Origin of the sequence: Bordetella tumulicola, from assembly GCF_965138755.1 — a bacterium.
Lineage (GTDB): Bacteria > Pseudomonadota > Gammaproteobacteria > Burkholderiales > Burkholderiaceae_B > Bordetella_A > Bordetella_A tumulicola.
The window spans coordinates 785,475-808,983 of sequence record NZ_CBCSFP010000002.1 but is presented as its reverse complement, the minus strand read 5'-3'; the positions used below and the strand labels follow the sequence as shown (position 1 = coordinate 808,983).

The 23,509-nt window shown below is 56.6% G+C and carries 24 protein-coding genes; 10 read left to right on the top strand and 14 right to left on the bottom strand.

The genetic code is table 11. The annotated features are described in order from the left end of the window. Nucleotides 1-36: 36 nt before the first annotated feature. Nucleotides 37-603 (bottom strand): carboxymuconolactone decarboxylase family protein, encoded by a 567-nt coding sequence (locus ACNAZS_RS09510; RefSeq protein ID WP_415788557.1) that lies wholly within the window; start codon nucleotides 601-603, stop codon nucleotides 37-39. Between the two features lie 37 nt (nucleotides 604-640). Further along, a complete protein-coding gene (locus ACNAZS_RS09505) occupies nucleotides 641-1,819 on the bottom strand; it encodes a M20 family metallopeptidase (RefSeq protein WP_415788555.1) in 1,179 nt (392 codons plus the stop codon). Nucleotides 1,820-1,993: 174 nt separating this feature from the next. On the opposite strand from ACNAZS_RS09505, the gene ACNAZS_RS09500 reads away from it, so the two are divergent. Beyond that, nucleotides 1,994-2,857: a MurR/RpiR family transcriptional regulator gene (locus ACNAZS_RS09500; protein WP_415788553.1), complete on the top strand. Its 864-nt coding sequence runs from the start codon at nucleotides 1,994-1,996 to the stop codon at nucleotides 2,855-2,857. Here the strand turns inward: ACNAZS_RS09500 and ACNAZS_RS09495 are convergent. Further along, the gene (locus ACNAZS_RS09495; RefSeq protein WP_415788890.1) at nucleotides 2,838-3,080 is read right to left on the bottom strand and encodes an AMP-binding enzyme; all 243 of its coding nucleotides are present in this window, start codon (nucleotides 3,078-3,080) and stop codon (nucleotides 2,838-2,840) included. The two genes, ACNAZS_RS09500 and ACNAZS_RS09495, sit on opposite strands and share 20 nt — an antisense overlap. Before the next feature lie 227 nt (nucleotides 3,081-3,307). On the opposite strand from ACNAZS_RS09495, the gene ACNAZS_RS09490 reads away from it, so the two are divergent. From ACNAZS_RS09490 to ACNAZS_RS09470, 5 genes are read left to right on the top strand one after another with little or no spacing between them, the layout of a single operon-like run. Beyond that, on the top strand, nucleotides 3,308-4,282 hold the full coding sequence (locus ACNAZS_RS09490; protein ID WP_415788551.1) for a Bug family tripartite tricarboxylate transporter substrate binding protein: 975 nt from the start codon (nucleotides 3,308-3,310) through the stop codon (nucleotides 4,280-4,282). A gap of 20 nt (nucleotides 4,283-4,302) precedes the next feature. Next, nucleotides 4,303-5,115, top strand: a complete 813-nt coding sequence (locus tag ACNAZS_RS09485; RefSeq protein WP_415788549.1) for an alpha/beta fold hydrolase — start codon at nucleotides 4,303-4,305, stop codon at nucleotides 5,113-5,115. A 13-nt stretch (nucleotides 5,116-5,128) separates the two neighbouring features. Next, a complete protein-coding gene (locus ACNAZS_RS09480) occupies nucleotides 5,129-5,968 on the top strand; it encodes a polysaccharide deacetylase family protein (RefSeq protein WP_415788547.1) in 840 nt (279 codons plus the stop codon). An 11-nt stretch (nucleotides 5,969-5,979) separates the two neighbouring features. After that, complete coding sequence (locus ACNAZS_RS09475) at nucleotides 5,980-6,792, top strand: SDR family NAD(P)-dependent oxidoreductase (protein WP_415788545.1); 813 nt, start codon at nucleotides 5,980-5,982, stop codon at nucleotides 6,790-6,792. A 15-nt stretch (nucleotides 6,793-6,807) separates the two neighbouring features. Next, on the top strand, nucleotides 6,808-7,782 hold the full coding sequence (locus tag ACNAZS_RS09470; RefSeq protein ID WP_415788543.1) for a dihydrodipicolinate synthase family protein: 975 nt from the start codon (nucleotides 6,808-6,810) through the stop codon (nucleotides 7,780-7,782). A gap of 140 nt (nucleotides 7,783-7,922) precedes the next feature. On the opposite strand, the gene ACNAZS_RS09465 is transcribed toward ACNAZS_RS09470, so the two are convergent. From ACNAZS_RS09465 to ACNAZS_RS09420, 10 genes are all read right to left on the bottom strand, one after another. Then, complete coding sequence (locus tag ACNAZS_RS09465) at nucleotides 7,923-8,843, bottom strand: LysR substrate-binding domain-containing protein (RefSeq protein WP_415788541.1); 921 nt, start codon at nucleotides 8,841-8,843, stop codon at nucleotides 7,923-7,925. 100 nt (nucleotides 8,844-8,943) lie between these two features. Then, nucleotides 8,944-9,297: a RidA family protein gene (locus ACNAZS_RS09460; protein ID WP_415788539.1), complete on the bottom strand. Its 354-nt coding sequence runs from the start codon at nucleotides 9,295-9,297 to the stop codon at nucleotides 8,944-8,946. A gap of 21 nt (nucleotides 9,298-9,318) precedes the next feature. Continuing rightward, nucleotides 9,319-10,692: an FAD/NAD(P)-dependent oxidoreductase gene (locus ACNAZS_RS09455; RefSeq protein WP_415788537.1), complete on the bottom strand. Its 1,374-nt coding sequence runs from the start codon at nucleotides 10,690-10,692 to the stop codon at nucleotides 9,319-9,321. Next, nucleotides 10,689-11,066 (bottom strand): (2Fe-2S)-binding protein, encoded by a 378-nt coding sequence (locus tag ACNAZS_RS09450; RefSeq protein WP_415788535.1) that lies wholly within the window; start codon nucleotides 11,064-11,066, stop codon nucleotides 10,689-10,691. Before ACNAZS_RS09450 ends, ACNAZS_RS09455 begins: the two co-directional genes overlap by 4 nt. After that, nucleotides 11,056-12,186 carry an NAD(P)/FAD-dependent oxidoreductase gene (locus tag ACNAZS_RS09445; protein ID WP_415788533.1) on the bottom strand — a complete coding sequence of 377 codons (1,131 nt, stop codon included), beginning with the start codon at nucleotides 12,184-12,186 and terminating at the stop codon, nucleotides 11,056-11,058. The genes ACNAZS_RS09450 and ACNAZS_RS09445 overlap by 11 nt, the downstream gene beginning before the upstream one ends. Before the next feature lie 111 nt (nucleotides 12,187-12,297). Continuing rightward, the gene (locus tag ACNAZS_RS09440; RefSeq protein ID WP_415788531.1) at nucleotides 12,298-13,104 is read right to left on the bottom strand and encodes an ABC transporter permease; all 807 of its coding nucleotides are present in this window, start codon (nucleotides 13,102-13,104) and stop codon (nucleotides 12,298-12,300) included. Continuing rightward, nucleotides 13,101-13,970 carry an ABC transporter permease gene (locus ACNAZS_RS09435; protein ID WP_415788529.1) on the bottom strand — a complete coding sequence of 290 codons (870 nt, stop codon included), beginning with the start codon at nucleotides 13,968-13,970 and terminating at the stop codon, nucleotides 13,101-13,103. The genes ACNAZS_RS09440 and ACNAZS_RS09435 overlap by 4 nt, the downstream gene beginning before the upstream one ends. Next, a complete protein-coding gene (locus ACNAZS_RS09430) occupies nucleotides 13,963-15,033 on the bottom strand; it encodes an ABC transporter ATP-binding protein (protein ID WP_415788527.1) in 1,071 nt (356 codons plus the stop codon). The genes ACNAZS_RS09435 and ACNAZS_RS09430 overlap by 8 nt, the downstream gene beginning before the upstream one ends. 36 nt (nucleotides 15,034-15,069) lie before the next feature. Then, the gene (locus ACNAZS_RS09425; RefSeq protein WP_415788525.1) at nucleotides 15,070-16,095 is read right to left on the bottom strand and encodes an ABC transporter substrate-binding protein; all 1,026 of its coding nucleotides are present in this window, start codon (nucleotides 16,093-16,095) and stop codon (nucleotides 15,070-15,072) included. Between the two features lie 247 nt (nucleotides 16,096-16,342). After that, nucleotides 16,343-17,236, bottom strand: a complete 894-nt coding sequence (locus ACNAZS_RS09420) for a LysR family transcriptional regulator (protein WP_415788523.1) — start codon at nucleotides 17,234-17,236, stop codon at nucleotides 16,343-16,345. A gap of 138 nt (nucleotides 17,237-17,374) precedes the next feature. On the opposite strand from ACNAZS_RS09420, the gene argH reads away from it, so the two are divergent. Together argH and ACNAZS_RS09410 are read left to right on the top strand one after the other, a co-directional pair. Next, entirely contained in the window at nucleotides 17,375-18,904 is a 1,530-nt protein-coding gene (argH, locus tag ACNAZS_RS09415; RefSeq protein ID WP_415788521.1) for an argininosuccinate lyase, read from the top strand. A 159-nt stretch (nucleotides 18,905-19,063) separates the two neighbouring features. Beyond that, the gene (locus ACNAZS_RS09410; protein ID WP_415788519.1) at nucleotides 19,064-20,020 is read left to right on the top strand and encodes a Bug family tripartite tricarboxylate transporter substrate binding protein; all 957 of its coding nucleotides are present in this window, start codon (nucleotides 19,064-19,066) and stop codon (nucleotides 20,018-20,020) included. A gap of 84 nt (nucleotides 20,021-20,104) precedes the next feature. On the opposite strand, the gene ACNAZS_RS09405 is transcribed toward ACNAZS_RS09410, so the two are convergent. Next, nucleotides 20,105-21,001, bottom strand: a complete 897-nt coding sequence (locus tag ACNAZS_RS09405) for a LysR family transcriptional regulator (RefSeq protein WP_415788517.1) — start codon at nucleotides 20,999-21,001, stop codon at nucleotides 20,105-20,107. A 64-nt stretch (nucleotides 21,002-21,065) separates the two neighbouring features. On the opposite strand from ACNAZS_RS09405, the gene ACNAZS_RS09400 reads away from it, so the two are divergent. Together ACNAZS_RS09400 and ACNAZS_RS09395 are read left to right on the top strand one after the other, a co-directional pair. After that, nucleotides 21,066-22,280 (top strand): YbfB/YjiJ family MFS transporter, encoded by a 1,215-nt coding sequence (locus ACNAZS_RS09400; RefSeq protein WP_415788515.1) that lies wholly within the window; start codon nucleotides 21,066-21,068, stop codon nucleotides 22,278-22,280. Between the two features lie 211 nt (nucleotides 22,281-22,491). Then, on the top strand, nucleotides 22,492-23,502 hold the full coding sequence (locus ACNAZS_RS09395; RefSeq protein WP_415788513.1) for a Bug family tripartite tricarboxylate transporter substrate binding protein: 1,011 nt from the start codon (nucleotides 22,492-22,494) through the stop codon (nucleotides 23,500-23,502). Nucleotides 23,503-23,509: the final 7 nt, after the last annotated feature.

The following is a 23,509-nucleotide window of genomic DNA, read 5'->3' as shown; positions in this document are numbered from 1 at the left end:
CGACTTCCTTTTATGACGGTTTGAATGCTTTGACGCTTACGGCTGATCGGCCTTCAGCTGCCAAGCCAGCCCTGCTTGAACGTATTCCGGAGTATCTGGTATCGGGTCCATCGCGGCCAGCATAAGCGCAAACCCCACGTAGTAGGCAGCGGTAAACGATGCGTCGGTGATCTGGCGCGGCGACATGAATTCCTTGAGCTCTGTAAAGGTGGCGTCGCTGACCGACGCGGGCGTGGAAAATTCGAGGGCGTATTGCGTCAGCGCCGCGTCGACGCCGGTAAAGGTCGTCGGAACTTCGCCGCGACGCATCGCGTCGACTTCATCCTGGCTGATGCCCGCCTGCAGAGCCAACGGCACGTGATGCATCATGGCGTATTCGTAGCCACGTCCTGTAATCACGATTACTATTTCGCGCTCACGCGCCGTTAGTGTCGAGTGGTAGCGCGCATAGTCGCCAACAGCGGCAAAGCGCTTCAGCGCTTCGGGGGCATGGCCCATGGACCGCAAGGCGTTCGAAGCCTTGCCACGACTCTTTTCCACGTCGGCCAAGGCATCGGCGAACTCCAAATCCTTGCTTTCATCCAGAAGTGGTAAGCGTGACATTCATTTCTCCAAATGTTATCGGTGGGGGTTTTCGCCCTTACGAGGCATAGAGCTCGCCCCGGATCAAGATTGTGGCCGCACAGACTTCAGCGCGCGGGACAAGGGTGCTCAGTTCGCAATATTCTTTACGCGTATGCACGTTGCCGCCCACGGGCCCCGTTGCACACAGCGTGGGCGCGCCTGCGGCGGCGGTTAAGCCGCTGTCTGCCGAGCCCCCGGTGGACTCGCCCTTGACCGACATCCCCAACTTCTGAGCGGCACGGGCATAGTCGTCCAGCAACAGGCGACTTTCGTCGGTCTGAAACAAGGGCAAGAAGCGGCCTTCGTGCGTAATGCGGCCGCACGTGCAGACGGGCGAGGCCTCTTCAATGATGGAGGCAATCTGCTTTTGCAGGGCGTCTTCGTCCGTGCCTTTCGGGTAACGGACGTCGAGTCGGCCCTTGGCAAAGGGCGCCACGGTGTTGACCGACACACCGCCTTCGACGGTGCCGACATTGGTCGTGACGCCGGTGTTCCGGTCCGTCAGCGCGTGCAGCGCAATAACCTTCCGGGCTAAGGCTTCGATGGCGCTCGCGCCTTTTTCATGCGCCACGCCGGCATGGGCGGCGATGCCTTCTACCTCGAAGTCGACGAACATTGCGCCCTTGCGCTCGACAACTACATTGCCCGTGGGCCGACCTGGCTCCGCGTTTAGAACAGTGCCGGCGCCACGCGCCATCTCTATCGTCAGGTTACGTGAGGACGGCGATGCAATTTCTTCGTCGCCTGTAAAAAAAACACGAATGGGCGCGATATTGCCCCCGCATTCATGAAAGGCTCGTGCCACGAAGGCATTCATGACCAAGCCGGCTTTCATGTCAGCAACGCCCGGACCATAGGCAACGCCATCTTCGACGCGGTAGGGCCAGTTTGCTAGCGTGCCTCGGGGGAAAACGGTGTCCATATGGCCAAGCAACAGTACATGCCGCGTATCGACACCACCGCTGCCAGCGATATCAGCCCGTAGGCAGTTGCCGTGAGCCTCCTGTTGGTAAACCATCGTCTCGATTTCTGCCTTGTGGAAAAACGCACGAAACAGCTCGCAGACTTGGTCGACTCCTGGCTTGTAGTAACTGCCGCTCTCGGTATTCACCACGCGCTCGAGGAACTCGAACATTTCCTGTTCGTGTGACCGGAGCCAGACCGCCACCTTCTCATATCCTGCAATTTGCTTCATGCGTCGGGCCTCCGTCATACATCACTACCACTAATGACTCATTATCATCATAAACAATAGTTTTTTGCAATGAAAATTGCAAAATTCTGCTGCAATCGAGCACTTGGCGTAGAATCGTCACGCCGCCTACGCCACTGCTCACACTACTCTCTAGACTTCAAGGCAAAGCTCTTCATGAAGCTGTTCGACCGGATCGCAAACTATCCCCGCAAGCTGACCAAGCACGAAACCAAGCTTGCCGACTATATTTTGTCCGGCTACCCGCAACACCTGCTGGAATCAGCTACCGCTATTGCCAACAAGGTAGATGTCAGCGCATCGACTGTCGTACGATTCTTTGCAAAGCTGGACTATGCGTCGCTGGGGGAAGTCCAGGACGAAGCTCGCCTGGATCTAGCCTCGAAGCTGACTTCGCCATCACAACGAGCGAAACAGGCTTCTAAGAGCAAACACTCGCTTACCGACGTGCTCGAGCGCACTCTGGAAATGGACCGGGAAAATCTTGGTGCCACACTGGAAGCGATAGACCAATGCGCCTTCGACGCTTTGATCGACATCCTCACGCGCCCTGAAACTCGACGTATCTACCTGGTTGCAGCAAAGAACAGTTCGGCGGTAGCACATTACTTGTACACGCACCTGAACATGTGCCTGCCGAACGTACATGCCCTGCCTACCGGCACGGCCTTGGCCGATCAGCTGCTGTGGACGAGCCCCGAAGACGTGTTGCTTGCCATCACCATCCGACGCTATTCGAGCGCAGTTGTGCAGACCGCACAGCATTTTCGGAAGAAAAAATCGTCAATCGTCTGCATTACCGACAGCCCCCTGGCACCGGTTGCCAACTTGTCCGACCACAGGCTGCTGATTCATACCTCCAGCACCTCGCCGTTTGACTCCTACACCGCGGCCTTCAGCTTGTGCAACGCTATCGTGGCGGCCGTCGCGCTAAAGCGCCAAAAGGAAGTCAAACAAAGTCTGAAGCATGGCGACGAACTATGGGAAGAGTTTGGCGTGTTTACAACGTCGCATTCGTAGCTGCTGCGTCTTTCCGAAGCAGGCGTCGCGAGATCTTGCCGGAAGCGGTCTTGGGTAGCTCCGATAGAAACTCGATTTGACGGGGATACTTGTAGGGAGCGATTACGTCTTTCACATGGCGTTGAATCGCCGCGACCAGTTGCTCCGACAGCTGGGTATCTTGCTGCAAGACAATATAGTCCTCCATAACTTCACCCCTCAGCTCGTCCTGCGCCCGCACCATCACTGAAACCGGGATCGTGAAGTTCGCAGGCATTTCGGGCGATTTTCACAAGCTCCCCTTCCTGCTATGGCTATTGTATGAAACTCTGCCTGCCCTTTAATGCAATGTTCATTGCATTAAATGAATCACAGTGGGCTTTTCGTTGCAATAAATGACAGGCCGTGGTTTGATATTGGTGTTTGGATACGCGCACGTATCTCTGTAAGTTTTACGATCCAGGAGAAACAATGAAACTCGGCGTCAAACTTTTAAGCTCCATCGTCGCCCTATCAGCCGCACTGATAACGAGTACGAGCGCCGCCCAAACCTGGCCCGAACGCCCCGTTCGCATCATCGTCCCGTTCGCCCCTGGCGGTGGCACCGACATTTTCACGCGCCTCATGGCACCACGGCTTTCCGAAGTGCTGGGCCAGCAAATCATTGTGGACAACAAACCAGGCGGCTCCAGCATCATCGGAACGCAGCAAGTGGCTCAGGCAACCCCTGACGGTTACACCCTGCTTATCGTGGACTCCACGTTCATGATCAACCCCAGCCTGCGCGACAACCTGCCCTACGATTCGGTCAAGGACTTCACACCTGTCGTACACCTCGCTTCGGGCCCCGTCATTCTGGTCACCAACCCGAAACTCCCGGCGCAGTCGCTCAAGGAACTCATCACGCTGGCCAAAAAGGATCCCGGACAACTGTTCTACGGTTCGGGCGGCAACGGCGCCTCCACCCATTTGGCGGGTGAACTCTTCAACATGGTTGCAGGCGTAGATATCGAACACGCCCCCTTCAAGGGCACGGGCGAGGCCCTTACCGCTGTCATGTCGGGCCAGGTCCCGCTTACTTTCACCGGTATCAGTTCAGCGCGCGGCCCCGTCGAGGACAACCGTCTGCGGGCCATTGCGGTTACCGGCGACAAACGCAGCGAAGCCATGCCCAACGTACCGACGTTTGACGAAGCTGGCCTTGCCAACGTAAACGCCAGCACCCAATGGGGCGTCTACGGCCCGAAGAACCTACCGACTGACGTCGTCGAAAAGCTCAACCACGCCTTCAATGAAGCGCTGAAGGACCCGACCGTCAAGGAGCGCGTCCTGGGCCTGGGATACGTGTTGCAGGGTGGAACAGCAAACGAGTTTCAGGCGCTCACAGCGTCCGAGCTCGACAAATGGAACAAGCTCATCACAGCCGCAAAGATCACGATCAACTAATTCATAGGGGCAGGTTCAACATGCATTCCACCTTCACTTCGGACGACGGCTTGGAAATCGCCTACCACATCGACAATTTCACGCCACCTTGGACCAAACCTGAAACGGTATTGTTGCTGCATCCGGCGATGGGCAACTCCACGCGCTGGTTCAGCTGGATGCCGACCCTGTTGCAGAAGTACCGCGTAATCCGAATGGATCTACGCGGACACGGCGACTCCGCTATTCCCGCCGAATCCGATCCGTTCTCACTGGATTTACTGGTGTCGGACGCGGCCCAACTGATTAATTTGGCGGGTGAGGGCAGTGTACATGTGGTGGGCAACTCGGCAGGGGGTTACGTGGCTCAGCAATTGGCCATACAGCATCCTGACAAGGTGAAGACGCTGGCCAGCTATGCGGCAACGCCGGGCCTGAAGAACAGTCACGCGCCCACCTGGATCCCGAAGATCAAGGAAATTGGACTCAAGCCCTTCCTGGCGCAGACGATCCACGAACGTTTCGACAAGACCGCAGATCCGGAACTGGTGGAATGGTTCATCGATCAAACCGGTTCCAACGATCCCACTTTTATTGCGCGCTTTGTATTACATATGTGCACGCATGACTTCATGGAAGAGCTGACAAAAATCCAATGCCCCACCCTGATCGTTGCGGCGGGCAAGGAGTCCATTGGACACGCCAACGCCTACGTGGAAATGCAGGCGCGCATTCCGAATTCGCAGTTGGTCTACATCGACACTGCCGCACACAATATTTGCGACGGCTATCCGAGAGAATGCTCGCAGTATTTAATGGAATTCCTGGCATCCCAGCCAGGCACCCGAGCTTGATAAAGGGACGCCCATGAGTCAACACTACGCATGCATCAGTTTCGACTTCGACGCCATGTCGGGGCTCGTGGCACGCGGCCTCACCACACCCACACCCGTGTCGCGCGGCGAATTCGGCGCCATTGCCATCCCGCGCATTCTCGACCTTCTGAAGCGCTACGAGATTACGGCGTCCTTCTTCATACCGGGTGTAGTCATTGGCACCTACCCCAAGGAATGCGAACTGATTCTTGCCGCCGGCCACGAGATCGGTCACCACGGCTGGACCCATGTGCCGCCCGCGAATCTCACGCCGCAAGAGGAAGAGGACGGCCTGGTCCGTGGCATGGAAACGATACGCAAGCTTACGGGCAATGTGCCACGCGGCTATCGCTCACCATCGTGGGATCTCAGCAATTCGACGGTCGAGCTTCTGCTGCGCCACGGCTTTCTGTATGAAAGCAGCATGATGGGCAACGATCATGAACCCTACCGCGTGCGCCAAGGCGACGTGGTCTTGGTCGACGAGCCCATGCAGTTCGGCAAGACCACGTCCCTCATTGAGCTGCCCATCAGTTGGACGCTCGATGACTTTCCGCACTTTGAATATTTACGTGTGGGGCAGTCGCTGGCGCCCGGCCTGCAAAATGCCACCGGCGTTCTGGAAAATTGGGTGAATGACTTCGAATACATGAGCCAAACCTGCGACTGGGGCATTCTGACCTACACCTGCCACCCGTATGTAATTGGCCGTGGCCATCGCATGATCATGCTGGAAAAGCTGTTTGAGGCCTTGCAGGAAAAGGACGCAAAATTCATCACGCTGGAACAGGGCGCCCGCCTGTACGACCAACGCAGCCCTTTCAACGCCTAGGATACTCAGCCTTGTCATCCACCCAATCACACCCCGCTCAGACCGGCCGGCTTGCCGGCAAAGTGGCCCTGATCATCGGTGCGGGAACGGGCATTGGCGAGGCCGCCGCAAGAATCTTTGCGCGCGAAGGCGCCCATGTGGCGCTTGCCGACATCCAGTTTGATGCCGTCCAATCCGTGGCGGCCTCCGTATGCCCTGATGGCACCAAGGCCAAGGCCTTTGCCGTCGACGTCACCAATGACGACAGCGTGCGGCAACTAGCCGACGACGTCATGTCCATTTTCGGTGGACTGCATTGCCTGTTCAATACGGCAGGCGGCTCGTTGCCGCAGGATTCGCTGGTTACCGACGTGCCGCTGGAGGTCTGGGACAAGACCATGAACCTGGACCTACGCGGGACGCTGCTGGGCTGCCGGTACGCCATCCCGAAGATCATTGCCTCGGGTGGCGGCAGCGTCGTCAACATGTCGTCCGGTGCGGCGCTTCGCGGCTCGGGCAAGGCACACGTATATGCCGCCGCCAAAGGAGCCATTGTGACGATCACGCGCAATCTTGCGGGTGCTTATGCCCAGCAAGGCGTGCGCGCCAACGCCATTTGTTGCGGTCGGATCAACACGCAACGTATTCGCGATACTTATGGTATTCCCGGTCAACCGGGAAAAAGCGAAGACGCCATGAAAGTCGACGAAACCATCAAGACCTACCCGTACTGGTTCGGCGAGCCGGAAGACGTGGCAAACATTGCTTTGTTCTTGGCGTCCGACGAATCGCGCATGATCACCGGGGTCTCCGTCCCCGCTGACGGCGGACGCTCTGCTTACTGAAGCGGCGCCTCGGTCATGAGTATTTCGCCCCTCAATGCACGGCGCCAGGACATACGCGACCGTTTCAAACGTTACTTCACCGTGTTGTATACGCCTTTTCTTACGAACGGCGAGATCGACGAAGAAGGCTTGCGGCATAACGTTGAAACGACCATCGCGCTACCCGGCGTTGGCGGGCTATCTGTGCACTCCATTCATCAGGAGTTCTGGACGCTGACGCAAACAGAGCGCTATCAAGTCACTGAAATCGTGCTGGACACCGTGGCGGGGCGCGTGCCTACGATCGTGGGCGTGTCGGACACCACCGTGCAGAACGTGGTGGATCAGGCCCGGCACGCAGGCGAATGCGGCGCCGACGCTGTCATGATATGGCCGCCCTACTACGGCCCCAAAACGGCGGACGGCATACAGAAGTTCTACGAGACTGTTGCCGCACGCATAGATTGCGGCTTCTTCGTGTACAGCACCACCCTGACGGAACTCGGCTTTTACCTGACGCCTTCGATGGTCAAGACGCTGCTGCCCATCGACAATCTGGTCGGTGTGCAAAACTCCACCATGGACTTCTCGGCCTACGCCGCCGTGATGGAAGCGGTTGGTGGCTCGATTTCAGTGGCCACATCGCTCGAAGAATATTTCCTACTCGGAAAGATGGTCTACCCCGACATCGCGCCCGACTTCATGATGGGTTCCTCGCGCCCGCTGCTGGTGCAAAATGCCGAACACCCGCGCTGCGGGCGCTTTATTGACCATGCCTTGGCAGGCGATATGCAGCAAGCGTCCGCCCAACTGCGGGAAATCGTTTCCATTGCACAAAAGCTGCAAAGTCGATACTTCGCCAAGGGCTTTCATCACCTGGCGCTATCTAAGGTGCTTAGCGCGCATTTGGGCCTGAAGGGCGGTGACCTACGCCCGCCTGGCGGTGCGCTCGACCCCGACGAACTGCGCGAATGCCACGAGATCATGCGTCAGGCCAAGCTTATTGCGTAACCTGCTTTGGATGGCAGGCCATACGCTTCGCTCTCGACCTGTGCAAACACGAAGCCAGTACGTTCGCCATCCATCGGTTAGTCGGGGCCCGATATACGAGGACCCTTGCTACGGCGCAGACAACCCCAGCGTCCACGCTCTTATACGTTCGCCCGCATCGCCTCGACATCCGCACACTCCTCCGCTGCCAACACTCGTAGGGTTTGCGCGAACCTGTCCACCAACCGATTTTCTCTGCGCCCCGTCGGAAACAGCATCGAACACCGGTAGGGAATCTGCGGTTCGAACGGCCGGAACACAATGTCGGCATCGCGATAGTCCCGCATGATGATCGGATTCACGATGCTGATGCCCATGCCTAGCGACACTAACGAACAAATCACCGAGCTATACGGGCTTTCCAGTGTAATCTTTCGCGTCACGCCCGCGACTTCAAACACCCGATCTATGGAATGCCGCAGTCCGTCGTGCATGGCCAGCGCAATAAACGCCTCGCCTTCCAGGTCAGTAGGCACGATTCGCGATTTGCTGGCCAATCGATGGTCCTTTGGCAACAGGCACACACCGCCGACTTCGTACAACATATCCGGATCCACCGCATACGCCTGGGCAGACAGCTGCGAGACCACGCCGATATCGCAAAACTGTTGGTCTACCCATTGGGTTACCACCATGGAATGCCCCGTGTGGATCGAGATATTGACCGACGGATGATCCGCCACGAATCGTTTGATCGCACGCGGAATCAGTCCCAATGCCAGCGTTGGCACCGCTGCGATGCGCAGCGAGCCCGAACCAAATAACCGCACGCGCTTGGCGGCTTCGTCCAGACGTTCCAAGCCCACATAACTGCGTTGCACTTCATTAAAGAACAGCCGCCCTTCTTCCGTTGGTGTTAGTTTGCCTGGCGACCGGTGGAACAGGTTCAACCCTGTCGCCTTTTCTAGTTGCCCGATGGAACGGCTTACGTTGGGCTGCGAGGTATGCAGAACGCCCGCCGCGGCCGTCGTAGACCCTGTCAACATCACGGCCCGAAATGCTTCGATCTGAGATAAATTCACGGTTAGTTCCCCCGGCCGCAAGCACCTTACGCCCTGCCTACAGCCATATCGCACAACAGCGAAAGAGGAACATTCTATCCAGCAAATCCGCGAAAACGGGTCAAACCGCCGCTGTCACGATAATCTCGACCAAGACCTCGGGTGACGCCAGTTCGCACTGACAGGTCGCGCGGGTAGGCGCGGAATCCGGGACTGTCCATCCATCCCAGACCTCGTTCATGCCTGCAAAGTCGTTTTTGATGTCCTTGATCCAGATCTGCGCAGTTAGCAAACGGCTTTTATCCGTACCTGCGTCGGCGAGGAATTTTTCGATTTTGGCCAAGGTCTGGCGCGTCTGTCCCTGGATGTCTTGGCTGCGGTCGTCAGCGGTCTGGCCGCCCACGAACACCATTCCGTTGTACACAACAGCCCTGCTGCGGCGCGGATCGGTGGCAATACGTTGTATGTCGCTCATTTCACTCTCCTGGTTAAAGCATTACTGGGCCAATTCGCCCAAGGTGATAGGTTTGATAGGTGGCCGAATTCGGTAGTAACCAATGTCCTGGGGATCTACTTTTCGGGCATCTGCAATCAGTTCGGTGACGGTCAGGCCGCACAATCGCCCCTGGCACGGGCCCATGCCACAACGCCCGAATGCCTTGGTCTGGTTCGGCCCGTGACAACCTAGCTCGACGTAATGGCGAATCTGCCCGGCAGTCACTTCCTCGCAACGGCACACAATCACGTCGTCTGCAGGCATGCGGTGAATGTCCAAAGGGCGATACAGCACATCCAGGAACGAGCGGATGGCGGTGAATTGTGTCAGCGCGTCACGTATGGGCAATGCCAGAGACTCTCGCAGCGACTCGGATAGACGATTCGCACGCAGGGCAACGTCCAAAGCCACCAACCTGCCCTGCTCAGCTGATGCCTTGGCGCCAACGATGCCCGCACTGTCGCCCGCGATGTAGCAGTTAGCACAGTCGGTCTTGCCCCATTCGTCCACGACGGGGGTCCAGCACAGCTGCTGTGAATCCCAACGATGGGCCAGCCGCATTGACAAGGACAATTGCGTATTGGGTACCACACCTTGGTGCAGCAATATCAGCGGAGATTCCACGCGTTGTGGTTGTCCGCCAATCTGGAACGTCAAGCCCTGGGCCCGCACATCACCCAACACACCCAGATGCGTCGCTCCCCGATAGACGGCCACCCCATGGCGTCGTATCGACCGTAACAACCCCAATCCTCTCTTCAGGTCGCGCCAACCTTTCAACGCCCCGTCCCAGTGTTTCAACGCTTCGCGATAGGCTTTCAACGGCGTGGTATCCACGATCGCCTTTATTGGTGCACCCGCCCGCAAGTATTGCCAGGCCAACAAATACAGCAGCGGTCCACAACCCGCCAGCACCGCAGGTTGGTCGGGCAGCGCGCCCGCGCTTTTCAGCAGGATCTGCGCGGCGCCCGCTGTCATCACCCCAGGCAGTGTCCATCCCGGGACTGGGAAGGGGCGTTCCATCGCGCCGCTGGCCAGTAGGATGTTGATGCCCTTCACCGTCGCGCTACGGCCGTCGGCCAGGTAGTGGACCGAACCGTCGCGCTCAACGCTCCACACCGCTGCCCCACGTAGGTGCTCCGCACCGCTGGCACCGAACGCACGTGTCAGGTTCTTTCCATAGCCATAATCATTGCCCAACAAATCGACTCGATCCGCCGGCGCGCTGTCGACCGCACGGTAGATCTGCCCGCCGGCGGCTGGCTGTTCGTCCAACAACATCACAGACAAGCCATAACGCCGCGCCTCGCAGGCCGCGGCCATGCCCGCAGGACCCGCCCCAATAATCACCAGGTCCACTTTCTGATCACTCATGGCCGCCCCTTTTTCACATCAAGCTGGGACACAGTCCCGAGTCCAACTACTTCCATTGAATTCCACACGGCCATATCCGCATCAGACGCGCCAGACTGCGTGCGTATCACCATCCCTTCGCGGACGCGAGTCATGCAGCTTTGTCGACTGGGAATTCCATCGATTTCGACCAAGCAATCAAAGCAAACGCCCATCATGCAATAGGGAGCCCGAGGCTTAGCGCCCACAGGTGTGGTCCGGAACGTTCGCACACCGTCAAGCAGCAAGGCCGCTGCCACGCTAATCTCTGCAGGCACTTTGCAGCGATTTCCGTCGAATTCAATAGTGACCGTCGCCTGGGACGCCCCAGATCGGAATAGCGTGTCAGTGGGCATGAGAAAAACTCCGTGTAGTGTCCAGAAACCGCTCGCCCTTAAAGGCATCGAGGCCTTGTGGCGCCTGTGCCAGGCCCGCCATCCAGGGACCCACCTCGAAAGCGTGCGTCGCGGCTAGCGACACCCCGCTATGGCTGGTCGCTACGAACGACCCTGGGTATGCGGACGATTCCTGATAAATAGGTAGGCCGTCGGGCGTCATAACACGCAGGGCTCCCCATGCCCGGACCAAGCGCGCGCGCGACAGCGCAGGAAAGGTTTCCACGCCACGCTTGGCGATCCATTCAATGGCAGATGCGGTGGTCCCATCGTCCAGGCCCACGTCTTCCACCGAATATCCCAGTTGCACCGTACCTTCGTTGGTCTGACGCGCCTTGTTTGTGGGATAAGGCAAAAAGGGCTTCAGACGCTCGGTAATCAATACTTGCCCACGATTGGGTAAGACAGGCGCGTGCAGCCCGATTTGCTTGGCCAATTCAAAATTTCCCAAGCCCGCTGCCAATGCCAACCGCCCTGCCCGCCAGCGGCCACCCTGCTTAGCGATCGCCTCGAATCCATACGGACCGGCTTTGATCGTGACCACATCGACACCCGACACCACCTGCGCACCACATCGCAGCAACCCGGCATGCAATGCATGCATCAGCATCAGCGGATTGGCGTGGCCGTCTAGCTTGCAATAGCTGCCACCCGCAACCTTCGGCCCTATGCCTGGCAGCCGCTGTTTCAACGCCGAATGATCCAACATCTCGAACGGGATGCCGCCCACCGTGCGGTCTATGCGCTCCAGTAATGCCTGACGCTCTTGTATCTCTTGTTCGGAGAACCCTATCCAGAATCCGCCAGGCTGTTGCAGCGCGGTGTCCACACCCGTCGATTCCAAAAGTTCCTCGGCGAGTTTCGGCCACAATTTTGCTGCGTCCCGGCTCCACTGCGCATAGCGTGGCAGCTTGTCGCCTTTGCTTTGGACCCAGACCAAACCAAAGTTTCCGCGGGATGCCCGATGCGCCACATCGCCTTGATCCAACAACACGACCTGCACGCCGCGTCTTGCTGCGCCGTAGGCAATTGATGCCCCGACCAATCCTCCACCAACCACCATAAACTGACCATCTTGCATGACTACTCCTCACCCAATTCGGACCACGAGTCTCGTTCGGGCACGAACGAACCCTGCGTCAGACGGGAGTCCGACGAAATCGGTAAAACGAAAAAAGATGAAAACGGGCTGCTAGCTCTTGCCGATCAGCACCTTATCCAGACCCACGATTCTGTCCAGCAGCACCATCAGCAGCAGCGTGCCAACGATCAACACGGTGGACGTCGACGCGATCAGCGGGTCGGTCATTTGAGAAATTCTGTTGTACATCGCCACAGGCAGCGTCGTCGTGCCCGGTGTTGCCACAAAAATGGTCATAGTGACCTCATCGAAACTTTGGATGAACGCCAACAGCCACCCTCCCGCCACGCCAGGCATGATCAACGGCAGCAGTACACGACGCACTGTCGTCAACCGCGCCGCGCCCAGCGACCGAGCCGCCAGCTCAGCTTCACGATCCAGTCCCACCAATGCAGCCAGCGTCAACCGCAGCGAATACGGTAGAACCACCACCGTATGCGTCAGCATCAGGGCCGTGAACGAGCCGCTGACTCCCGTTACCGAGAAAAACCGTAAAAACGCCACGCCCAGCACAATGTGCGGAATCATCAACGGTGACATCAGCAGCGCCATCAGGGCATCGCGCCCCATAAACCGGTACCGGGCAATCGCCACCGCGCAAGGTAGGGCCAGCGCTGCCGCAAGCGTTGCCGCGCCCAGTGCCAACCATAATGACAGCCAGAACGCACTGATAATGTCGGGCGCATCCCAGATCGCCACGAACCATTTAAACGACGCGCCGCTGAACGGCATCGCAAAATAGTCCTTGTCCGTGAAAGACACCAGGGCCACGACGACCAACGGAGCCAGGATGAAAGAAACCAGCAGCGTGTGGAATGTCAACGCCACCCAGCCATTCTTTACATTCGCGTCTTTCATGAGAATACCTGCTTGAATCGGCGCTCAACCAACCGGTTGCACCCCAGAATGATCACGATGTTCGCGACCAACAACAGCACTGCGATGGACGCCCCCAACGGCCAGTTCAACGAATTCAAAAATTCGTCGTACGTGACAGTCGCCACCACCTTCACACGTCGCCCGCCAATAATCGAAGGCGTCGCGAATGCAGAAGCCGCCAAGGCAAACACGATAATGCTGCCCGACAGCACACCAGGCAGCAGTTGCGGAAAGACCACCCGCAGAAACGACGTCCAGCGGCTAGCCCCCAATGATCTGCCCGCATGTTCGACCTGCGGATCCAGCTTTTGCAACGCGCTCCAGACCGCAATCACCATGAACGGCAGGAACACATGCGTCATGGCAATCACCACTCCCAAGGTCGAGAACAAGAACCGGATGGGCTCGTCAACGATTCCCAGCGCCTGCAGTACGGTATTGACCGGCCCGGAGTTGCCCAACAGGATCGACCAACCCAGCGACCGCACCACCACCGAAATCAGCAGTGGCCCCAAAATCACGATCAGGAACATCCCACGCCAGGGCGCGCGCATCCGGGCGAGAATCAGCGTCTCGGGCACGCCCAACAGCACGCACAACACCGTCACCCCTAACGCCAGACCACCTGTACGCAGAAATATCTCGTGGTAATAACCATCGCTAAAGATCTCCAGATAATTGGCCCAGGTGTAGGTCGTCTGAATTCCGCGCATGCCATCGAATGCATTGAAGGACAACACCCCTGTCAGTCCCAAAGGCACCACCAGCACCGCGACGAACAACAGCAACGAAGGCAAAAACAACGGCCACGGCGCCATCACGCCAGGCAAGCGGTTCTCAGGCATGCGTCACCTCGTCGCTGATCGCATGCAGATCCTCGTCCACCCAATCCAGACCCACCTGCTCGCCCTCGTTAGCCAAGGGCACGCGCACATTGGGAATGGTCAAATGCAGCAGGCCCAGTACCGTCTGAATCTCGTACAGCCAATAGCTACCCAGAAACAGGCGTGTCACCACCTGGCCATTCAGCTTTCCGCCACCAGACGCCACCAACTGCAAGCGCTCGGGCCGCAACGAAACCTTGATTTCACCTTGCACCAAACGACCCTGATGCAGGGCGCGGCATCGGAAAGTGCCTTTTTCCAGCCTCACAAAATCTCCGTCGTGCCCCGCCGCCTGACCAGAAAAAATATTGTTCTGCCCAAGGAAACTGGACGCAAAACCCGACGCGGGCCTGTCATACACCTCGAAAGGCGTGCCCAGCTGCGCGATTCGACCGTTGCTCATAACCGCAATACGATCACTCATCGTCATGGCCTCGACCTGATCGTGCGTCACCAGAATGGTGGTAATGCCCAAGCGCTTTTGCAGTGACCGCAATTCCACGTGCATCTCGCCTCGCAGCTTTGCGTCCAGATTGGACATGGGTTCATCCAGCAACAACACCTGCGGCCGAATAGCCAATGCACGAGCAATCGCCACCCGCTGACGCTGTCCACCGGACAGCTCCTTGGGATAACGCGCGCCTAGTCCATGCAAGCGCACCATCTCCAATGCCTCGGCAATGCGAGTCTTGGCCTGGGGCTTAGCCATCTTGCGCATCTCTAGTCCGAAGCCCACGTTTTCCTCGACAGTCATGTGAGGAAACAGCGCGTACCCCTGAAACACCAAACCCATGTCACGTTTTTCGGGCAGCAACTGCGTGATGTCCACGCCATTCAGATGAACCCGTCCCTCGGTTGGCGCCACGAACCCCGCAACCATCTGCAACGTCGTAGTCTTGCCACAGCCCGATGGCCCCAGTAGCGAAATGAACTCGCCCTGCTGCACATCCAGGCTTAACGACTTAACAACCTGCAGATCGGTGCCATAGACTTTGGACAGCCCCTGCAAAGAAAGAAAGCTCATAATCTAGCCCTAGTCCGTCAGTTAACAGCGACGCGATTAGCGCTCGATCGTGCGATTCCAGCGATTGGTCCACTCGGATCTATTTTGATTGATCACATCCCACTCCATGGGTACCAGCTTCGCCACCTGATCCTTGCCATACGGAACGTTCTGGGCAACCTCACCTTCCAGCTTCGTCTTGCTGTTCGTCGGTCCCCAGCCTTCTATAGCCAGCCATTTCTGTACCTGAGGCGACACTAGGAACTGAATGAACGCCTGCGACTCCTTGGGCGCGCTATTCTGCACCACCGGACACGCCGCCGTCACCAACGCGGCCGCGCCTTCTTCGGGATACACGAACTCAATCGGGAAGCCCGTTTTCTTTAACGCGTATGCACGGCCACTGCCCCAGACTGCCACGTCCACATCCCGGTTCTGGAACATCTCAGCCAGCTTGGCAGGTGACGACGACCAACTAAGCACGTTCGGCTCCAATTTGTCGGCAATCGCCTTGAAACCAGGTTCGATGTTGTTCTCGTCGCCGCCATTGATATGCGCGAACATCACCAGCGTATGGACACCGTAGGTGCCCGATAATGATGATGTTGTGAAGCGATCCATGAATTTTGGATCTGTCAGGTCATTCCAGGATTTGGGCGGCTGCCAGCCCTTTTTCTGAAACGTGTCCTTGTTGTAGGCTATGCCCGTCGCCACGAATCCAACGCCTACCGCATTGCCGCCGAACTTTGCCGCGTCGTACAAATCGCCATATACCGAGGCGTCTTCCAGTTTTTCGCAGTATCCGTACTGGATAGCTTGGTACATAGGACCATCGTCGACGATCACCACGTTCATCTCTTGCTTGCCGCGCTGTGCCTGCAACTTGGCGACCAGCGCGCTGGAAATACCAGGAACGTAGGTGATTTTGACCTTGTGCCCCGACTCGAACGCAGGAATGATTTTTTCCTGGAACATCTTTTGCGTGCTGCCGCCAGGCCCGCCAACGTAGAGATTAGTTTGTGCCGAGGTGGCCCCGCCGCAAGAAAGGAAAGCGACCAGACACGCTGCAGTGATAGGTTTCATGACTTTTCCCCGCTACGAAAGTTTTGTATTCGAGTCGAATAACCAACGCGTTACCGTAGCTATGTAACGTGTGAGAACTTTATCGATAGGGGTACAAGACGGTCAAATCAATATAAGGGCGTGGCGGATGCAGAATTGATATACGCGGGTTTACCCGGCAAGGATAGTTGGTTTCCCAACGCAAGTGCGCGCGGGCTAGCGTTTCGAAAACTATTTCCCGTTAATGACGTAGAGCCATAAGTACAAATCAACGACTGCCTGCAGCGTGACTCCAACAAACACGCTGGGCAATCTCGGCCACCATCATCCCGACACGGCCAACTGAGTCCACGTGATAGGACGCGACGTATTCATACGCTGGTAGCGAGGGAGCTCCTCGAATGATTTGGAGCGACTCCGCGTCGCGCGAAACGTTCACGCATGCTTCGCTGATGACACCTATACCCATACTGGCTTTAACAACGCCCAGCAGCGCTTCGGTTGAATTGGTGCAACTCAGTCGAACTGGCCATAGGCCATTATTGCGAAACAACTCTTCTAGCGAGCCGTAGGTAGCAGAATCCCTGGCATAAGTCATGATGCGATGCTGGGCTATGTCCGCCAACGCCATCGCTTCAGGAAAGTGAAGCGCTCGGCTGGCCACCCATTGTGTTTCGTAGCGTGCAAGCGGCAGATTGCGAACCCCCGCACTCAGGGTATTGCCCATGATGAGGGCCAGATCCAACTTTCCTCGTTCCAGCAAGCTTCGTAAACGTGGTGACGTGTCGACCATCAGCTCGGCCGTTAAATGAGGAAGATCACGTTCCATCTCTTTGAATAGGTCGACAATCCACGCATTAACGATCGTGCTGGTCGTGCCAATACGCACTCTCTGCAATTTTTTCTGCTCGCCCGAAGCCAATACTTTCAGTTCTGAGGAGGTATCGAGCAGATGTTCGGCAAGCTGCAATAGCTGCATGCCTTTAGGCGTCAGCTGCACATCGCCGCCACTGCGATCAATCAGTTCTACCCCAAGCTCCCGCTCCAGTGACGCAAGACGCATTGAAATTGCCGGTTGAGTGATATGTAGTCGATTGGCAGCCACTCGGAAATTTCGCAGTGTTGCGATCGACACGAAAGCCTCAACTTGTCGTAACTCCATGCCCCTTCCTCTCATCAGCGAAATTTATCGGAGTTTCCCATAAAAATGAATTGGACGAATGACCTCTCAAAAAATAAAGTCGATATGCAGGGAGTCCACTTACGAAGTGGATCAGGATTTTGCTGAGGAATCGTTTGCATGGAGAAAATTGTTGTGAGCAATAACGCCGAACCGCTTTCGCATGGCCGCACTCTGGCGGAGGCCCGGCTAGACTCAGCGCCTTCCGATTTAATGGTGAAGCTTTTTGAGCTGCCGCATTTGGAACGAGAACTGCTGCAGTTTCATGAATATCTTCAGGTCGACATCGCACACACAATCATGCTGGCCGAACAAAACATTCTTGAGCCAGAGCAAGCCCGGTTGATCTTGAGCACGCTGCAGGAAATCGCCGCAATGGGGCCCAAGCAGTTTCCGGTTGACCCGCGGCAAGGAAGCTTCTTACTCCAAGTAGAGAGCTATCTGTTCCATCAAATTGGAGAATCCGTTGGGGGGCGAATGCACACGGGCCGCAGCCGCCTGGATCAAGGCCCGACGGTCCGCCGACTCTACAAAAGACGTCTTTTGCTGGACGTGTTTGACCAGATCATAAGGCTTCAGGAAGTCATTCTTCGCCTTGCATCCAAACACGCCGACACGCTAATGCCGGGATATACATGCATGCAGCATGCTCATCCAACAACCTTCGGGCATTACCTGTTGTCCTTCAGCACAAAGATCTCGGACGATTTTGATCGGTTGCGCTGCGCATTTAGCCGACTCAATTTGAATCCTTTGGGGGCCGCCGGTCTGGCTGGAACAGCCTGGCCGATAAACCGGACGCGAACCACTGAGCTGCTGGCCTTCGACGGGATCGTCGTGAATTCGAAACTCGCACGGGAAGCCTATTACGCAGCCGAAGTGGCAGCGGCACTTTCTTTTGTCATGTCGACGTTAAATGACCTGGCAACGGATCTTCACCTTTGGTCGAGTCATGAGTTTTCTTTTGTGGAAACCGCTGATCAGTTTTGCGGCACGAGCTCCATCTTTCCGCAAAAAAAGAATCCGGCGGGATTGGAAGTGGTGAAGTTCGCTGCAGGCGCAGCCACGACCTGGTTGACAAATGCGTTGGCAACGTTCCGTGCCGAAGGTACCGGAGACGTTGTGATGCGGGAATTGCCTTTGCTTGATAATGCCTTTGCGGAAACGAATAGAAGCCTCCGACTCATGGCCGCCATGGTCGAAAGCCTGGCTGTGCACAAAAAGAATATGGCTCGCGCGGCAGACGCACATTGGTCCACTGCCACAAACTTGGCTGATCAGATCGTCAGGGGCGGCTCGCTGTCATTTCGAGAAGCTCACAGTCTTGTCGCTCGTCTGGTGCGCTTGTGCGTGGATAAAGAGGTTTCCGTCCGAGACGTTACCAGTGAGTTATTAAGCGATGCAGCGCGGATGCTTGGCATTCCTGGTCCTGGCTTATCGACAGAGGTTATTCGTAACAGCTTAGATGCCCGTGCTTTCGTCAACTCACGAACGTCTTTGGGGGGAACGGCCGCTGCCGAAATAGATTCACTCATCGAAACGGCCCGAACCGTGATAGGCGAACAGTATGAATGGCTTGCAGCGCGCCATAAGCAAGTCGAGACAGCCGCAGCATCGCGAAAAAATGCAGTCGCACGCTGGCTAGGCTAGATGCAAAAAGGGCGACTACTGATCGTTGGCAACTTGGAAATAATTGTTCGCTCATAGCTTGTTTATGAGCTATTCGCACCATGCATTCGCATGGCTAAAAAAATGCTGTCTGTTGTATGACAGCAGTGAATCGTTATATAGGCAAAACGGAGTGATTTGATGCTTAAGACAATCGCAACTATCTTCGCGTTGGCGCTTTCGTTCAACGCAAGTGCCCAAGACTATCCAAACAAACCGATCACATTAGTCGTCCCGTTCGCACCCGGAGGCACTGTGGATCTGATGGGTCGAATCATCGCAGAGCGATTGTCAGCCCACCTCGGCCAGCCTGTCATTGTGAACAACCGTGCGGGTGCAGGGGGCATCATTGGCACCGGTTACGTTGCAAAGGCCCCGGCTGATGGATATACCCTTTTAGTAGGGACCCAAGGGCAAGTATTGCAGCCATTACTCTACAAAAACCTGGATTTCGACAGCAATAAGGATTTTTTAACTGTAGCCACCTTTGCCTCCGTGCCTAACGTGTTGGCCGTATCCCTGAATACTCCTGCTAATACCATGAGTGAGTTTGTCGAGCATGCGAAATCCAATCCTGGCTCGATCAACATGGGCTCAGCCGGGGTAGGCTCAATCAATCACCTCGTTGGGGAGGTCTTTCAAGATCGCGCCAAGGTGAAATTGACGCATATCCCTTATAAAGGCGCCGCACCCGCGACGGCTGATCTGCTATCTGGTGAAGTCAACGCCTTATTTGTGAATCTGCCAAATGTAATGTCCTATGTATCGGCAGGCAAGATACGCTTGCTTGGCGTCGCATCAGAACAGCGAGCACCCTCCATCCCGGATGTTCCGACTTTCGCCGAAGGCGGAGTGAAGAACGCTGTTCTTGATTCATGGTACGGCGTCATGGTGTCGGCCAAGACCCCTGAACCGGTGGTAAAAAAGATTCAAGATGCCGTATTGGCCATGACACAAGAGCCGGATTTCACCGCAAAACTTGTCGAGCAGGGCGCTAGTCCTTTTGCAAATGATACCGCTGCTTCGGCCAAAATAATGGAAGATGAGCTGAAACTCTGGGCTCCCATCGTAAAGAAGCTGAATATTCAAATGGACTAGCTGTGAGCCGCTAGCGTGTCTGCAGCCCTTCCCGTCGAAGGACGGGTGGGCGCGCTACTGGCAATTTTTTTCCCATTGCCGGGCTTATTTTTTCCAATTTCCGCTTCCCTGCTCGACGTCTCCAATCTGTAAGCTATTGATCAGCCCTTCCAAGGCAAGAGAGGGGTGGCCGCGCCACACGAGATGAGTCCGATTGACGGAGAATCGCTTTGGCAACTTATGCTGACGCACCTGTTCTGTCGCTTGCAGGGCTACCAGTACGGACTTAGGCACAACCGCAAAGCCGGTCCCCGCAGCCACACAGGCAATCATGCCTTGATATGACCCGAATTCGAGAACACGCTCAGGCATCACGTTGTCATCGCCCAGCCAGTCTTCGAGCCTCTTTCGGTAGGAGCAGCCATGGGCAAAGGAAATCATCGTACTTCGCCCCAAATCGCTGGCTGTGGGAACATTTCGGGTCTGCTTAGACGTAATCAGAACCAACTCTTCGCGAAAGACAACCATCGACTCAAGCTCCGATGCGGTGAACGGCTCGGACACGAAAGCGGCTTCGATCTCGAAACTCATGACGCGATTGACAAGAGTGCCCGTAGTGCCGGTAATGAGCTCCACGACCACCCCAGGGTTCTCGATGTGGTAGCGGGAAAGAATAGGGGCTAGGCGACTGCCTGCCGTGCTCTCCAGAGAACCGAGGCGAAACACTCCTTGAGGTTTTCCTGTGCGCAGTTCATTGACTGCTTCGTCCGCCAGTCTGAGCAGCCGCACCGAATAGCCCAGAAGGGTCTGGCCTTCAGCCGAAAGGCTCAGCGTACGCCCTTGTCGGCGGAACAAACGTACGCCTAAGTATTCCTCCAGCGTCCGAATACGGGTCGTCACATTTGAGGGCACACGGTGCAGCTTCTCTGCTGCCCGAATCACGCCCCCTTCTTCCACGACTGTTCGGAAGATGGCCAAGGATTCCAAATCAATTGTTCTCATATAGAGAATGGTAATCCAAATTTATTCATTATTCATAAAGCCGCAAATAGACTTTAATCAGTCCATGTTGACTTCAATCCTTTCTCTCCGTGCTGAATCAGGTCGAGCCGCCGTGATGGTCTGTGTGGCAGCCATGATCTGCCTGGCGGTTGCCATGGGCGTAGGTCGTTTTGCCTTCACCCCACTTTTTCCCTTGATGGTCCGAGACGGCCTACTTAATAGTGAAGCTGGTGCGCTGCTCGCGGCCAGCAATTACCTCGGATACCTCGTGGGGGCTTTACTGGCCGCGCGAATCAAGGTGAAGCCCGCGACGATTCTTGCCATAGGATTGGTCAGCACCGTGGCGGTCACTGCGGCCGTGGGTTGGACCTCATCCGTTGCTTTTTGGGCGATCCTTCGGTTTATGGCAGGAGTGATGAGCGCCTGGACTTTGGTTGCCACAAGCGCATGGGGCTTGGGGTGGCTTGCCTTTTATGGGCGTCCTAATCTGGCTGGGGTCATTTTCGCGGGTGTCGGACTCGGCATTGCGGCAGCAGGCATGTTTTGTCTTATCGTCGCCGGGCCCGAAGTGTCATCGTTGAAGATGTGGGTCGAATTGGCGTTCCTCGCGGCAATAGCCGCGCTCATTCCATTAGCAGTAAGTTGGCAGTTGCCGGTGCCGACCCCGGTTCTCGACACACAGGCCTCAGCGCAGCAAAGACCCTCGCGCGATGCGGCTTCCAACACCGGCGGCCTGATTGCTTGCTATACCCTGTTCGGATTCGGCTACATCCTGCCGGCGACCTATCTGCCCGAGTTGGCCCGGCAACTGATTGATGACCCCCAAGTATTCGGTTGGGCTTGGCCTTTATTCGGGATCGCTGCGGCAGCGTCCACGGTGGTAGTAGCCTGGGGGTTGAAAAAAGCGAATCGGCTGAGCGTATGGATGGCTTCTCACATCTTTATGGCGATTGGCGTGGTGCTGCCCGGTATTTGGGCTTCGCTTGTCAGTGTGGTGATCGCAGCCTTGTTGGTGGGCGGCACTTTCATGGTGGTCACGATGCTTGGCATGCAAGAAGCCCGGGCCCGCGCTCACGGCAATGCCACGGTGATCTTGGGACGTATGACGGCGGGGTTCGCGTTTGGACAATTGATGGGTCCTGTTGCATCCGCTGCCATTGGCCATTTCACCGCCGATTACTCCACGGCGTTGAACGCTGCCTTGGCGCTGTCGGCGGCCGGCTTGCTGTTAAGCGCTTTATACCTGTGGCGAGAGGTACATCGCCACAATCTTCACTAAGAAGCAATGCAGCAGTAAGCCCCCCTCAAAGCCGACTTGCAATCGACCTCAGTATGCACAGCGAGCGATTGCACAGGTCTCTCGTAGCCCAGCCGCGCTACCCCCGCATATTTTTTTGAACGAACAAAAAGTTTTTTCTCTTACTCTGGGCGAGAGTTTGCGAACATGCATCGGTCATTTCGATGCCATAAAAACCCATAAGGAGACAACCATGTTCTGTAAACGCTCTGCCCCCAAGCGCCTGCACGCGATGGTTGCGGCCATCATGGCGGCCACAACATTTGTGATTCCTTTCAGCGCACAGGCACAGTCTGCGGATGGCTATCCCGAGAAACCGATCCGCTTGATCATCCCCTATCCGCCCGGAGGCGCGACCGATGTCATCGGGCGTATCGTGGGCCAGCACCTGAGCGAGAAAATCGGTGGCCAAGTCGTGATCGAGAACCGAGGCGGTGCCGGTGGCAATATCGGCGCAGCAGAGGTCGCCCGGGCCGAACCGGACGGTTACACGTTGCTGATGGGGGCCTTGACGTCGCATTCCGTCATGGCAACCCTGGAAAAAGACACCATCCAGTACGATCTGCGCAAAGACCTGACTCCCGTCGGGATTGTAGGTTTTGTACCGCTGGTCGCCGTGGTCAACCCCAAGCTGCCGATTCATTCACTGACCGAGTTGGTCGACTACGCCAAAAAGAATCCTGGCAAGCTCAATTTCGCCTCATCGGGCGCCGGCGCCCCCCAACGTATGGCCATGGAGCTTTTCAAGCAGATTGCGGGTGTAGATATCACGCACGTTGCCTATCGTGGCAGCGGCCCAGCCATGACCGATCTCGTGGGTGGCCAGGTGGAAACCATGACGGAAACCGTGCCCGCCGCGATTTCGTTCATCAAGTCCAAACAACTGCGTCCCCTTGCCGTGCTGACACCCGAGCGCATCTCGATATTGCCGGATATCCCCACGGCGGAAGAACAGGGGTTCAGCGGCTTTAACGTCAGTTCGCTTTTCGGAGTGATGGCTCCCGCGGGTACGCCGGCGCCTATCGTCGAGAAGCTCAACAAGGCGTTGACGACGGCTCTGGCCACGGACAAAGCCAAGGAACAATTGTTGGCACAAGGCGTTTTTGCCGATCCGCTTGATATCGATGCGTCGAAAAAACGGTTAAATGCCGAAATAGACCAGTGGGCCAAAGTCATTCACGACGGCGGAATTACCGTTAATTAACCAGAAG

What these genes read in the sequence shown, in the direction of transcription:
- ACNAZS_RS09435 (WP_415788529.1), bottom strand. Translation starts at nt 13,970, where the DNA reads ATGCCTGAGAACCGCTTGCCTGGCGTGATGGCGCCGTGGCCGTTGTTT.
- argH (WP_415788521.1), top strand. Translation starts at nt 17,375, where the DNA reads ATGGAGAAAATTGTTGTGAGCAATAACGCCGAACCGCTTTCGCATGGC.
- ACNAZS_RS09470 (WP_415788543.1), top strand. Translation starts at nt 6,808, where the DNA reads ATGAGTATTTCGCCCCTCAATGCACGGCGCCAGGACATACGCGACCGT.
- ACNAZS_RS09420 (WP_415788523.1), bottom strand. Translation starts at nt 17,236, where the DNA reads ATGGAGTTACGACAAGTTGAGGCTTTCGTGTCGATCGCAACACTGCGA.
- ACNAZS_RS09445 (WP_415788533.1), bottom strand. Translation starts at nt 12,186, where the DNA reads ATGCAAGATGGTCAGTTTATGGTGGTTGGTGGAGGATTGGTCGGGGCA.
- ACNAZS_RS09490 (WP_415788551.1), top strand. Translation starts at nt 3,308, where the DNA reads ATGAAACTCGGCGTCAAACTTTTAAGCTCCATCGTCGCCCTATCAGCC.
- ACNAZS_RS09510 (WP_415788557.1), bottom strand. Translation starts at nt 603, where the DNA reads ATGTCACGCTTACCACTTCTGGATGAAAGCAAGGATTTGGAGTTCGCC.
- ACNAZS_RS09505 (WP_415788555.1), bottom strand. Translation starts at nt 1,819, where the DNA reads ATGAAGCAAATTGCAGGATATGAGAAGGTGGCGGTCTGGCTCCGGTCA.
- ACNAZS_RS09410 (WP_415788519.1), top strand. Translation starts at nt 19,064, where the DNA reads ATGCTTAAGACAATCGCAACTATCTTCGCGTTGGCGCTTTCGTTCAAC.
- ACNAZS_RS09485 (WP_415788549.1), top strand. Translation starts at nt 4,303, where the DNA reads ATGCATTCCACCTTCACTTCGGACGACGGCTTGGAAATCGCCTACCAC.
- ACNAZS_RS09430 (WP_415788527.1), bottom strand. Translation starts at nt 15,033, where the DNA reads ATGAGCTTTCTTTCTTTGCAGGGGCTGTCCAAAGTCTATGGCACCGAT.
- ACNAZS_RS09460 (WP_415788539.1), bottom strand. Translation starts at nt 9,297, where the DNA reads ATGAGCGACATACAACGTATTGCCACCGATCCGCGCCGCAGCAGGGCT.
- ACNAZS_RS09455 (WP_415788537.1), bottom strand. Translation starts at nt 10,692, where the DNA reads ATGAGTGATCAGAAAGTGGACCTGGTGATTATTGGGGCGGGTCCTGCG.
- ACNAZS_RS09500 (WP_415788553.1), top strand. Translation starts at nt 1,994, where the DNA reads ATGAAGCTGTTCGACCGGATCGCAAACTATCCCCGCAAGCTGACCAAG.
- ACNAZS_RS09425 (WP_415788525.1), bottom strand. Translation starts at nt 16,095, where the DNA reads ATGAAACCTATCACTGCAGCGTGTCTGGTCGCTTTCCTTTCTTGCGGC.
- ACNAZS_RS09450 (WP_415788535.1), bottom strand. Translation starts at nt 11,066, where the DNA reads ATGCCCACTGACACGCTATTCCGATCTGGGGCGTCCCAGGCGACGGTC.
- ACNAZS_RS09480 (WP_415788547.1), top strand. Translation starts at nt 5,129, where the DNA reads ATGAGTCAACACTACGCATGCATCAGTTTCGACTTCGACGCCATGTCG.
- ACNAZS_RS09395 (WP_415788513.1), top strand. Translation starts at nt 22,492, where the DNA reads ATGTTCTGTAAACGCTCTGCCCCCAAGCGCCTGCACGCGATGGTTGCG.
- ACNAZS_RS09400 (WP_415788515.1), top strand. Translation starts at nt 21,066, where the DNA reads ATGTTGACTTCAATCCTTTCTCTCCGTGCTGAATCAGGTCGAGCCGCC.
- ACNAZS_RS09405 (WP_415788517.1), bottom strand. Translation starts at nt 21,001, where the DNA reads ATGAGAACAATTGATTTGGAATCCTTGGCCATCTTCCGAACAGTCGTG.
- ACNAZS_RS09440 (WP_415788531.1), bottom strand. Translation starts at nt 13,104, where the DNA reads ATGAAAGACGCGAATGTAAAGAATGGCTGGGTGGCGTTGACATTCCAC.
- ACNAZS_RS09495 (WP_415788890.1), bottom strand. Translation starts at nt 3,080, where the DNA reads ATGGTGCGGGCGCAGGACGAGCTGAGGGGTGAAGTTATGGAGGACTAT.